The organism is Flavobacterium sp. FG19, from assembly GCF_057809475.1.
In genome coordinates this window covers 1-12,097 of the sequence record NZ_JBMDKA010000027.1, presented here as the reverse complement: position 1 = coordinate 12,097, position 12,097 = coordinate 1, and the positions used below count along the sequence as shown (strand labels likewise).

General features: G+C 35.4%; 13 protein-coding genes, 1 tRNA gene and 1 pseudogene. 9 read left to right on the top strand and 6 right to left on the bottom strand.

Translation table 11 applies throughout. The features are described from left to right. Positions 1 to 121: 121 nt before the first annotated feature. The 6 genes and pseudogenes from ACODST_RS22110 to ACODST_RS22085 all read right to left on the bottom strand — a co-directional run bounded on the left by ACODST_RS22110 (position 122) and on the right by ACODST_RS22085 (position 3,409). Positions 122 to 286, bottom strand: a complete 165-nt coding sequence (locus ACODST_RS22110; RefSeq protein WP_488934260.1) for a LytR/AlgR family response regulator transcription factor — start codon at positions 284 to 286, stop codon at positions 122 to 124. Positions 287 to 409: 123 nt separating this feature from the next. Then, positions 410 to 490 (bottom strand) — tRNA-Tyr (locus ACODST_RS22105). A gap of 468 nt (positions 491 to 958) precedes the next feature. Continuing rightward, positions 959 to 1,345: pseudogene (locus ACODST_RS22100) on the bottom strand (peroxiredoxin family protein); the annotation flags it as partial. Positions 1,346 to 1,363: 18 nt separating this feature from the next. Further along, positions 1,364 to 2,125: a DUF4369 domain-containing protein gene (locus ACODST_RS22095; RefSeq protein ID WP_488934259.1), complete on the bottom strand. Its 762-nt coding sequence runs from the start codon at positions 2,123 to 2,125 to the stop codon at positions 1,364 to 1,366. Positions 2,126 to 2,384: 259 nt separating this feature from the next. After that, positions 2,385 to 2,825: a KTSC domain-containing protein gene (locus ACODST_RS22090; protein WP_488934258.1), complete on the bottom strand. Its 441-nt coding sequence runs from the start codon at positions 2,823 to 2,825 to the stop codon at positions 2,385 to 2,387. Between the two features lie 338 nt (positions 2,826 to 3,163). Then, positions 3,164 to 3,409: a hypothetical protein gene (locus ACODST_RS22085; protein ID WP_488934257.1), complete on the bottom strand. Its 246-nt coding sequence runs from the start codon at positions 3,407 to 3,409 to the stop codon at positions 3,164 to 3,166. A gap of 84 nt (positions 3,410 to 3,493) precedes the next feature. On the opposite strand from ACODST_RS22085, the gene ACODST_RS22080 reads away from it, so the two are divergent. From ACODST_RS22080 to ACODST_RS22040, 9 genes are all read left to right on the top strand, one after another. After that, on the top strand, positions 3,494 to 4,036 hold the full coding sequence (locus ACODST_RS22080) for a hypothetical protein (RefSeq protein WP_488934256.1): 543 nt from the start codon (positions 3,494 to 3,496) through the stop codon (positions 4,034 to 4,036). Then, a complete protein-coding gene (locus ACODST_RS22075; protein ID WP_488934255.1) occupies positions 4,036 to 4,176 on the top strand; it encodes a hypothetical protein in 141 nt (46 codons plus the stop codon). Before ACODST_RS22080 ends, ACODST_RS22075 begins: the two co-directional genes overlap by 1 nt. Positions 4,177 to 4,293: 117 nt before the next feature. Continuing rightward, complete coding sequence (locus ACODST_RS22070; RefSeq protein ID WP_488934254.1) at positions 4,294 to 4,527, top strand: hypothetical protein; 234 nt, start codon at positions 4,294 to 4,296, stop codon at positions 4,525 to 4,527. Continuing rightward, positions 4,499 to 4,897: a YchJ family protein gene (locus ACODST_RS22065; RefSeq protein WP_488934253.1), complete on the top strand. Its 399-nt coding sequence runs from the start codon at positions 4,499 to 4,501 to the stop codon at positions 4,895 to 4,897. The genes ACODST_RS22070 and ACODST_RS22065 overlap by 29 nt, the downstream gene beginning before the upstream one ends. A gap of 106 nt (positions 4,898 to 5,003) precedes the next feature. Next, positions 5,004 to 6,122, top strand: coding sequence for a vWA domain-containing protein (locus ACODST_RS22060; protein WP_488934252.1), 1,119 nt, complete (start codon positions 5,004 to 5,006; stop codon positions 6,120 to 6,122). Positions 6,123 to 6,248: 126 nt separating this feature from the next. Beyond that, positions 6,249 to 7,712, top strand: a complete 1,464-nt coding sequence (locus tag ACODST_RS22055; RefSeq protein WP_488934251.1) for an AAA family ATPase — start codon at positions 6,249 to 6,251, stop codon at positions 7,710 to 7,712. 105 nt (positions 7,713 to 7,817) lie between these two features. Beyond that, positions 7,818 to 8,669 (top strand): EamA family transporter, encoded by an 852-nt coding sequence (locus tag ACODST_RS22050; protein ID WP_488934250.1) that lies wholly within the window; start codon positions 7,818 to 7,820, stop codon positions 8,667 to 8,669. 443 nt (positions 8,670 to 9,112) lie between these two features. Continuing rightward, a complete protein-coding gene (locus tag ACODST_RS22045; RefSeq protein ID WP_488934249.1) occupies positions 9,113 to 10,399 on the top strand; it encodes a Glu/Leu/Phe/Val family dehydrogenase in 1,287 nt (428 codons plus the stop codon). A gap of 115 nt (positions 10,400 to 10,514) precedes the next feature. Further along, positions 10,515 to 11,738 carry a sterol desaturase family protein gene (locus tag ACODST_RS22040; protein ID WP_488934248.1) on the top strand — a complete coding sequence of 408 codons (1,224 nt, stop codon included), beginning with the start codon at positions 10,515 to 10,517 and terminating at the stop codon, positions 11,736 to 11,738. The last annotated feature ends 359 nt before the right edge of the window (positions 11,739 to 12,097 follow it).

Genomic DNA, 12,097 nt, shown 5'->3' with positions numbered 1-12,097 from the left:
TTTGAGTTGTTTGTATTCTGATTTTACAAATATTAAATCTTTGTTTGCTGTTTTTTCTGAAACACTTTTACGTTTTAGCCCAAACCATTCTTTTGTTTTTAAGGCGGCATTATAAAATTCTTCAATTGAATGGCTTCATTAAATAATCTAAAGCATAGGCTTTAAAACCATCAAAAGCATATTCACTGAAAGCCGTAGTAAAAATAATTCGGGTTTCTTTTGAAATGGTTTTAGAAAGTTCAATCCCCGTTAGTTCGGGTATCTGAATCCAGAAAAACCAGTTCAAAAATTGAAAACAACTCCAGGATATTTTTGCCACGATTCTGCCATAGAGATTTTGGGCAATTTTGAAAAAATACAAAAAACAACATAAAATAAAAAAACCTGCAAATCAAATCTGCAGGTTTCGTGGGGAGAGCAGGATTCGAACCTGCGAAGTTTTCACAGCAGATTTACAGTCTGCCCTCGTTGGCCGCTTGAGTATCTCCCCGAATCTCAGCGTTGTGCTTTGTTGTTCTAAGCGGTGGCAAAGATAGGAACTCTTTCTACATTTCCAAACAAAAAAAGAACTTAATTTTAAGTTATTTTAAAGTTATTTTTAATTCGTTGGAATTGAATAAAATAAAAATGAGCTAAAATATGTCTTTTTTAAGTTTGTTTTTAAAAGCAGGATTATTTTTACAGTAAATATTAGTTTTTACTTTGATTCTTTTTTTTAGAAAGCTGCCAGCTATTGTATTTATTGATTGCATTAAATTCTACAGTGAAGAAAAAACGGTTCAAAATTGTTTTACCATTGACTTATTCTGAGTTTATGGATATAAGTTATTACGATTAGATTTCTTTTGTAAAGAGGCTGTTTCTTTCTTATAAGTGAAGCTCTATTTTAAATTCCTGTCAGAACAGAAAACAAAAAAATCTCCGCAATGGGAGATTTTTTTGTTTGGAATACGTAGTATTATTTAGCTAAAAGCTCTATGATTTTGGCTTTCAATTCAGGACCTCTTAAGTCTTGTGCTACTACTTTTCCTGAGGCATCAAGAATAAAAGTAGCCGGAATTGATTCAACATTATATTGTTTAGCAATTGGTTCATCCCAGAACTTAAGGTTTGAAACATGTGTCCAGGTTAAACCGTCAGCTGCAATAGCCTCTTTCCAGTGTTCCGCATCTTTATCTAAAGACACTCCAATGATATTTAATCCTTTAGAATGTAACTCTTTGTAAATAGCAACAACATTTGGGTTTTCTTTTCGGCATGGTCCGCACCATGAAGCCCAGAAATCAACAATAGTTACTTTACCTAAACTTTCTTTAAGTGAAACTACTTTTCCCTGAGGGTTAGGAGCCGAAAAATCTGCTCTTCATTTAGCGCTGCCAACCGGAGGAGCTGTAGCACCAACTGCAGGCATTTTTGCTTGACCTAATCTGTTTTTAATTTCTTTACCAGGAGCTGTGTTTTTTACAGATTCGTCTAATGAATTGTATAAACTCTCAGCTTTTTTCATATCAGTACTTGGATCATTGATCATACCCTGAATAATTAAGGCTGAAATATATGATTTTGGGTGGCCTTCAGCATAAGCTAAATATTTCTTTTTGCTGTTTGACTGAACTTCTGTCTGGATCTCCATATATTGTTTCATCAGCCCATTGATAGTTGCTGTATCCTGAGCTTGTTGAGCCTGCTGCATTTTTTGAGTATTCTTTTTCTGAAAATCAATTAAACTTTTTTGAGTTTTAGTAAGATCCTCGTTGAATTTAGTATATTCTTCATTATTATAAGTTCCGGAAACTTTAGATTTGTGAATACTGTCTTTGTCAATTTCAATATTGATTTCACCAGTTTCCAGAATAAACGGGAATGGCTGATTAGCTCCCTGAAGAATTAAGGTATGGAAAGCCGGTTCAGTAACTTTTCCTTTTATTTCAAATTTCCCATTTTCAACTTTTACAGTATCAAGCGCAACTGTCATTCTTGTAGTAGGATCCTGGCCCTGAAGAATAATCGTTTTTCCGTTTTCAATTCCTTTTGCAGTACCAGTAATTAGGTATTCTCCGTCTTTAACTTTACTGCATGAAATGATAGCTGCAGAAGCTGTAAGTAAAAAAAGTATTTTTTTCATTATAAAAAATTAATTAGTTAATTGATTTGTGCAACAAAAGTATCTAAAATTATATAACATAAGGAATTTTGCAACCTAAAATTTTGTTATAGTTTTTTTTGACTTAAACTGCATGTAATCAGGTTGTTTTGGTTTGTAACTTCATTGAAAACTCCTGTTTCGCAATGGTTTGAAACACTAATACAGCCTTTTTCTAAGGATAGGGCATAAAAAAAACACTCCGTGTAAAGAGTGTTTTTTGAAATATTTTCGAATAAATTTATTCCTGATTAGTTTTCTTTCTCCAGGTAAAAGAGTTTAAAATATGTCTTTTTGCAAAGCGTCCAGGAGAATCAGCGTTTACCATTTTTACGTAAGTTGCTTTAGGGACACTAATGTATTCGTAAACACTTCCGTTTGAAAAATCAATAATCAAACGTCCTTCTACAAATTTATAATCTGTAATAGTACAAGTGGTAATTGTTTCGGTATACTCAGGTAAATTAAGTTTAATAGTATCAGGGTGAATGCTTACTAAAAAGTGATAAGCTTCAATGATCGTTTTACTTTTTTCTTCCGCAGCTTTTAAACCAGATTCATCTCCCACAAATTTATCAGGGTGAGATTCTTTCATCGCATTACGATAAATGGTTTTTAAATCTTTTAATTCTGCAGTTTTGTCTACGTTTAGTAATTTACGGTATTCAACTATTTTTTTCATAAATAAAGGTAACTACTTGTCTATTAGTTTGAAAGTGAATTGTTTTAGTTCAAATCGACAAATTTTTTGCAAAGGTACACTTTTTTTTAACTTTTCAGTTTTGATGGAAAAAATATTGAAAAAAGTTAACGGTAAGTTTATTTAACCCAAAAGAGGCAAAGATTTTTTTACGGCAAAGCGCACAAAGATTTTCTATTTAAGTTTATAAGTAAACGCAAAGTTCGCAAAGCGATATCAGCACGAAGCTTTGCGAACTTAAATATTCTTACGGTATAACTTCAGGCAAAAATAAACTTAGCGTATTTTGCGGTAAAAAAATAAGCGTTTCAACAAAAAAACTATTCCGGTTTATGGTTCGCTTTATCGAAGTTTCTGGATTTCTTAGGATATTGTTTGTAGCTTATATCACTTGGATTCTCTATAATTGATTTTATAGTGATCCAGTCACCTTCTTTAAATTTGGCCTGAACCATTTTATAATCCAAAAGATATTCCCCGCAGAAATAATTGTTGTTTTCATCCTTTTCAATAATACCGGTATAGACTCCCTTTTGTGGCATTTTTTCATGTATATCTTTAGACATATTTTTCGATTTAAATTCAGGAAGCAAAGTTAATCAATTTAGTTTGTTTTAGAGAGTTCGTGTTAATCTCAGTATATTTGCAGCATGCAGAAAAATTTTAAACCGCATCCCAATTCTTTTAAAAATACCTTTTGTGTTTTTCATGAGGTACTTTTTACTGAAGTTGAAGGGTTGAAAAAACAATTCGAAAGCAAGGCAGGAAGTGTTTACTATTATACAGAAGCCGGAATGTATCGCGTTTCAAACCATTGGGGAAGACTGGCTAACAGTAAATGGCGTTTAATTGCCCTTGAGCCTGAAACGCTGTCAAAAACAAAAACCGGGTTTGCGGCCTGGGAATCGTTTTACCCTGATAATGCCGAAGAAAAGCTCTATTATATTGAAGCTGATTTTGATAAAAATCTCGCCAATTATCAGCATAAGAACAATCCCGGGTATGATGGGAAAGCGCTTTTAAGAACCAGTTTTGAAACGACTAAACGTTTAAAACAGATCAGGAACCTGCAGCAGCTGACTTCATGGGCCAGACATTTTGATTATGAGGATATTGATGAGCTTAGAAAACAGCTTATAACAGAATTGATTTTTACAGATAAAAGCTTAGAACAAATTAAAAGGGAAGTGTAATGGGACGCAATAACGAACGAAATATTAAAATTCACAATGATAAACTGCACAAAGCCCAGGCTAAGAAAAAACAGGCAGAAATAGCCCGTAAAGAAAAACTGAAAGAAATTCTGAAAAAATTCAACGAAAATAAAGAGTAAGTATAAGCTGCCGCGAATTTAATGAATTAGCACGAATTGTATTTAAAATTTATGTTCAATGCAAATCAAAAATTAGCGAAAATTTGTGTAATTCGTGACGAAAAAAAACAAAACCATATGAATTCAAAATTTGAAACTTTAAAAGCGAGCGTACAGGAAATTATAGATTTAATTGCCGCTAAAAATGACAGAGAAGCTAATAATAAATTATTAGAAGTAAGTGAAGTATTAGATGAAATGATTGATTTTGCTGAGGAAGATGAAGAAGTGAGAGAAATTACCCGTTATCAGGTTTTATTAAATCAGCTTCATGTAAAAATTAATGGAGAAGAACCGGTCGATGGAGAATAAAAAATGTTTCTGCGACACAGGATTACTTTTTGAAAATTGCTGCGGGTTATATCTGAATGGCGGTCAAAAAGCGCCATCAGCATTAGCTTTAATGCGTTCAAGATATTCAGCTTATGCCTCTCATAATGCAGAATATCTTTTAGAAACTACTTATGTTTCAGAAAGAAAATATTATTCCAAATCTGAAATTTTAAGATGGGCCGTTGAAAATAAATGGCAGAAACTCGAAATTGTAAGTTTTACAGAAACTACAGTCGAATTTAAAGCTTATTTTTTCGATTCACTAAATAAACCGCAGGTACATTATGAATTTTCTACTTTTAAACAGGAAAATAATGCCTGGTATTATGTGGATGGAAAATTTGAATAATTGTTATATCTAACACTGTTAGTCTTTGATTTTGGTTACATATTTTAACTAAAAATTAATAAACGTTTCGTTTTTCATAATTCTAAAAAGATGTAATTTTAAAATTATGAAAAACGAATTTAAAAAAGGTTTTTATTTTAAGTCGTACGAAGCTCCGTTTCAGTCTCCGTTTGAAAAGCTTTTTGGGATTTTTAAAGAGCTTATCACTCATACTTCGGGAGATTTTGATGAAGCAATCAACTGGCTTCGCGAACTGGATAAAGAATATAAACTTACCGACGAGAACTACACTATCGATGATTTTATCGAAGATTTAAAAAAGAAAGGTTATATAAAAGACGAAGTCAAAAACGATGGTACAAATGGTTTTGGCATCACAGCTAAAACAGAACGTGCTATTCGGCAGCAGGCTTTAGACCAGATATTTGGAAATTTAAAACGCTCCGGAAACGGAAATCATAAAACCAAACATGCCGGAACCGGTGATGAACATACCGGAGAATTTCGCGAGTTTAATTTTGGTGATGGTTTAGAACGAATCTCATTAACCGAAAGTCTGCGAAATGCCCAGATTAATAACGGTACAGAAAGTTTTATGCTGACCGAAAACGATCTGGTGGTCGAAGAAACGCAGCATAAAGCACAAATGAGTACGGTGTTGATGATCGATATCAGCCACAGTATGATTCTGTATGGTGAAGACCGGATTACCCCTGCCAAAAAAGTTGCCATGGCGCTGGCTGAATTAATCACAACCCGCTATCCAAAAGATACACTGGATATTTTGGTGTTTGGAAACGATGCCTGGACAATTCCTATCAAAGATCTGCCGTATCTTCAGGTTGGGCCTTATCATACCAATACAGTAGCAGGACTTCAGCTGGCAATGGATATTTTACGCAGAAAACGAAATACCAACAAGCAGATTTTTATGATTACCGACGGGAAACCAAGCTGTGTAAGGGAACGTGACGGATCGTATTATATGAACAGTAACGGACTTGACGAATACATTGTAGACAAATGTTACACACAGGCACAGCAGGCCAGAAAGCTGCATATTCCTATTACCACTTTTATGATTGCGAGAGATCCTTATTTACAGCGGTTTGTCAATCAGTTTACAGAAGCCAATCAGGGGAAAGCATTTTATACCGGATTAAAAGGCCTGGGAGAAATGATTTTTGAAGATTATGAAACGAATAGGAAAAAGAGAGTCAGATAAGTGTTCAGTCTCAGTTTTCACACTGAGCGAAGTTGAAGCACTTTTTCTATTGGCTGGTGGTTAAATTACACAGTACGCTTATAATTTACAGTAGATAAAACAATAACAAAAACGATATTTCATACAATGGAAATAAACAATATAAAAACATTAGGACAGTTAAAAGCTGCAGGATATAAAAGCACAGGTATTAAGGATGAATTGCGGAAAAACCTTCGGGAAAAAATCAGGTCCGGAAAACCTGTTTTTGCAGGCGTGCACGGTTTCGAAAATACGGTTATACCGGAATTGGAGCGTGCTATTCTTTCCCGTCATAACATTAATTTATTAGGGCTTCGCGGACAGGCAAAAACACGTTTAGCCCGAAAAATGGTGGAGCTGCTGGACGAGTACATTCCGTTTGTAACCGGATCAGAAATCAACGATGACCCGTTAAACCCGATTTCACGTTTTGCAAAAGATTTAATTAATGAAAAAGGCGATGAAACCCCGATTTCCTGGCTGCACCGAAACGAACGTTTTTTCGAAAAACTGGCTACTCCGGATGTTACAGTTGCGGATTTAATTGGAGATGTGGATCCTATAAAAGCGGCCAATTTAAAACTTTCTTATGCAGATGATCGTGTGATTCATTTTGGAATGATTCCGAGAGCAAACCGCTGTATTTTTGTAATTAACGAATTACCCGATTTACAGGCCAGAATTCAGGTAGCCCTTTTTAATATCCTGCAGGAAGGGGATATTCAGATTAGAGGTTTTAAACTGAGAATGCCGCTGGACATGCAGTTTATCTTTACTGCTAATCCGGAAGATTATACCAACAGGGGAAGTATCGTAACGCCTCTTAAAGACCGAATAGGTTCACAGATTCTGACTCATTATCCGGAGAGTGTGGCCATTGCGAGAACCATTACAGAGCAGGAAGCTAAACTGGATCAAAATCAAAGCGATTTAGTATACGTTCCGTCACTGGCAAGAGATATTCTGGAGCAGATTAGTTTTGAAGCCCGTGAGAGCGAATATATAGATAATAAAAGCGGGGTAAGTGCCAGAATGAGTATTACCGCTTTTGAAAATCTGATTAGTACTGCAGAACGCCGTGCTTTAAAATCAGGAGCTGATAAAACCACGCTGCGTTTATCTGATTTTATTGGAGTTATCCCGGCGATTACCGGAAAGGTAGAGCTGGTGTATGAAGGAGAGCAGGAGGGAGCTGCTGCTGTGGCTCAGTATTTAATTGGTTCGGCAGTCAGAACTTTGTTTCCGGAGCATTTTCCTAAAATTGAAAAACTGGAAAAACCGGGAGAAAAAACACCTTATTCTGATTTAATTGAATGGTTTTTTGCCGAAAGCGGGTTCGAACTGTTAGACGATGCTTCAGATAAAGAATATCAGGCTATTTTGGATGAAGTAACACCATTGGATGTTTTATTAAAGAAATACCAGCCTCAGCTGGATAAAAAAGAGCAGTATTTTATGAAAGAGTTTGTTTTATGGGCTTTAGTAGAATATAAAAAACTGAGTAAAGACCGTTTTGCACAGGGGCATCAGTTTAAAGATATGTACGGAAGTTATATCAGCCGGCTTTAAAGAGCTTTTTCTTTTAAAATTTTAATCTGGTCTAGCCGGTTTTTTAAAACCGGCTGGGCCTTTTCAATTTTCAATAGTTAATTTTGTTTCTCAAAATATAAATTTATGCTGTTTCTTATTTTAAGTGTATTGTGCAGTGTCACGGTTGGTGTTATTTTTAAAATAACCCGTAAATACAATACCAATCCTATTCAGATTATCTCCTTTAATTATATAGCAGCACTGGCACTCTGTTATTTTACGTTTAGCCCTGATTTAACGGTTGTTCATACTGATGCGCCGTGGAGTATTTACGCGGCAGTTGGTATTTTATTACCTTTTGTTTTTATGTCTTTGTTTACCTCCATTAAACATATGGGAATTGTAAAAACAGATGCGGCACAGCGATTATCCTTATTTATTCCCATAATCTCCGCCTGGCTTATTTTTAAAGAAGATTTTAACTCTTATAAAATAACAGGTTTAGTAATAGGTTTTATTGCACTTTTATTTATTTTAAGCAAACAATCCGTAAACGATCAGAATAAATGGATATATCCTGCAGTCGTTTTTATTGGTTTTGGGATAATAGACATACTTTTTAAACAAATAGCCCTGTTTACGGCACTACCTTATACCACTTCTTTATTTATTGTGTTTGATATTGCTCTGGCTGTTTCTTTACTCATTGTGATTTATGATGTGGTGCTGAAAAAGGGGAGAATTAATTACCGGAATATTCTTTTTGGAGCTTTGGTTGGAATATTCAATTTCGGGAATATATTGTTTTATTTGAAAGCCCATAAAGCTTTTGCAGAAAACCCGTCGACTGTTTTTGCCGGAATGAATATGGGAGTAATTGTATTGGGAAGCCTTGTTGGTCTTGTTTTCTTTAAAGAAAAACTCTCCAAAATTAATTTTATCGGACTCTTTTTAGCCTTAATTGCTATCGTTTTTATTGTGAAATCGCAATTTTAATCTCTTTTTTTACTTCTTAAGTGTTTAATTAACAGTTGTTTTTAGGTATGTAACTGTTTTTTATTAAATAAATTCTACTAATTCTATAGAATTTATAAATAATATTTTATAGCTTTGTCATAACAATGAAAAACTATAGTCTGAATATCATCTTGTTTACCTGCAGATTGACGATGTGCTGCATGTCAAACTACGCGATGAAATGGCGTTAATAGAGAAAGTACTTGTTAGTTATTTTTTTTTTAGCCTTTCATGCACCATGAAAGGCTTTTTTTAGAAACCCTTAAAAACAAATAAAATGAGATCAAATAGAAATTTAAATAGTATGATGCACTGCTGCCTGATGAAAATTCCGTGTTGTATGTATACCTGCTGATTTTATTCAGATAAACATTTTATTGAACCCAAATCCATTAGTCTAAAAAAAATTAAAAGTAAATACGATGAGTACAGAAATTATAAAACAAAATCCCTTTCAGTCTATGATTGACAGGTTTACTATAGCAGCCGATATCCTGAATTTAGAAACATCTATCAGAGAAAAGCTGCAGCGTCCGGAAAAACAGATTGTCGTTAATTTTTCCGTGACTCTTGATAATGGAACCGACAGAAATTTTGAAGGGTACCGTGTGATTCATAATACCGCTTTAGGCCCGTCAAAAGGCGGCATTCGCTATGATGATGCCGTAAACCTGGATGAAGTAAAAGCACTGGCCGCCTGGATGACCTGGAAATCGGCTGTGACCGGGATTCCGTTTGGAGGCGCAAAAGGCGGAATTATCTGCGATCCAAAAACCTTTTCTAAAAATGAATTAGAACGAATCACACGTGCATATACCAAAGCACTGGCTGATATTTTCGGGCCGGACAAAGATGTTCCTGCCCCGGATATGGGAACAGGACCCGATGAAATGGGCTGGCTGATGGATGAATTTTCACTATTACACGGAAAAACCATTCATGCTGTCGTTACCGGAAAACACCTGCATTCCGGAGGTTCACTCGGAAGAGTAGAAGCAACCGGAAGAGGAGTCAGTATAATTAGCCTGCTGGCACTGGAAAAACTGAAATTAAGACCCGCAAGATCTACGGCTGCTATTCAGGGATTTGGAAACGTGGGACTGCATTCTGCCTTATTTTTATATGAAAAAGGAGTTAAGATTGTAGCCGTAAGCGATGTCTCCGAAGCCTTTTACAATCCGGAAGGAATTAATATTCCGGAACTCATTTTATATTATAACCTGAATAATAAAACCATAAAAGGCTATCCTAATTCAGTTGCCATCAAACATGAGGAACTGTTGCTTCTTGAAGTTGATTTACTGATTCCGGCTGCCAAAGAAGATGTCATTACAAAGAAAAATGCCCATGATATCCGTGCCAAAATCATTATTGAAGCGGCAAACGGACCGGTTTCTTCAGATGCTGATGCCATTCTTCATGAGAAGAATGTTTTAGTGGTACCGGATATTTTAGCCAATGCCGGCGGTGTAACGGTTTCGTATTTTGAATGGCTTCAAAATTCATTATTAGAATCCTGGAGAATCCATCAGATCAACAAACGTTTAGAAGATATCTTAGAAAAAGGTTTTGAAACGGTATTCAGGGTGGCGGCCAAACATGACGTGACACCAAGAATTGCCGCTTACATCATAGCGCTAAAAAAAGTAGCCGAGACACAGTCCGTCAAAGAAATTGCACCCGAAGTAAAAAAGTACAAACAAAATTGATTCTGACTGGATAACAAACCTATTTTCATCAGTGGATACCGTTCTGAAATGACAGGTATTGACTGATGAAAATCTCTTTTTAGTTTATTAAAATCAATAAAAGTAATTTTTAAAAATGAAAAACATCCATTTTCTTGCGTTTGCAATGCCCGCTTTCTTTCTTTTCCTGTTTTTGGAATACAAGCTGGCCCAGCGAAAAAAAAGACCTGAAATTTTTAATTATGAAAGTTCTGTTTCTAATATTAGTATCGGAATCGCAGAAAGGCTGATTAACCTGTTTATCGCAGCAAGTTTTTACCAGCTGTACTATTTGATTTATGATAATTACCGTTTGTTTGATATTCCCTCTGGTTTTTTAGTCTGGATAGCTTTAATTCTCGCTACGGATTTTGTCTGGTATTGGTACCACAGATTAGGACATGAAGTCAATTTTTTCTGGGCGGCGCATATTGTACATCATCACAGCGAAGAGTTTAATTTTACAGCCGCAGCCCGGATTACTACTTTTCAGGCTGTCATACGAACAGGTTTCTGGTGTGTTCTGCCTTTTATTGGTTTTCATCCCACAATGGTAATCACCATGCTGATTGTTCACGGGGCTTATTCTTTTTTTACCCATACACAGATTATCGGCAGGATAAAATGGCTGGAATATGTTTTTGTAACGCCTTCAGTACATGGTGTTCACCATGCTTCAGACGAAAAATACCTGGATAAAAATTATGGAGATATGTTTACTTTTTGGGACCGTCTTTTTGGAACTTTTCAGGAAGAAGAAGAAAAACCAAAATACGGATTAACACATCCGCTCAAAAGTTATAGTTTTCTGTGGCAGCATTTTCATTATTACTTCGAAATCTACGAACTGTGGAAACGCTCCAGGGGTTTTAAAGCCAGATGGAAAGCTGTTTTTGGAAGCCCGGCCGATATGGACCAGGACATCCGCCCCATATTAGAAAAACGTTTCCTTCAGGACAAAAGCAATCCGCACCAAAGACTTCGGTTTCGAAATTACCTCTATATTCAGCTGGGGATTTGTACTTTGCTGTTAACCGTTTTTACCTATTGTTTTGACACTTTAGAAGCATTTGATAAAGTCTTCGTTTTGTCTTTCGTTTTGATCACCTTAATTAACTGCGGCGCAATTTTAGAACAGCGAAAATGGATTTATTATCTGGAATACGCCCGCTTGTATATGATTGCGGTCTATTTCCTGTACGAAGAAAATTTAACTATATTTTTCTTTGTTCCGCTGGCCGTTATGATTTTTGCCGAACAATTGTTCTCACTTAGTAAATATTACCAGAATATGATCCTGCAGTTAGAATCTGCAGAATAAAAACAAAAGGAGCTGTCTCAAAAGGATAACCTCTTTGAATAAAAGATACTATTTGCTATAAAAAACACTATGATAAGCCCCAGAGGGGTTAGAATATTTATAGAAATCAATAATACGGACACAAAAGAGCTCCGGCGGAGCGAAATATTTCGGTATTGTAAAAAAATGTCGCTCCGCTGGAGCTTTCTCTTTGATTATAAATACAATTTCTATAAATATGGCGCTTCTCCGAAGCTTACAAAAAATGAGCAGCCTTTTGGGACAGCCCTTTTATTTAAAATTTATTTGCTAAAAAAATACTATAATAAGCCCCGGAGGGGTACAATATTTATAGAAATCAATAATACGGACACAAAAGA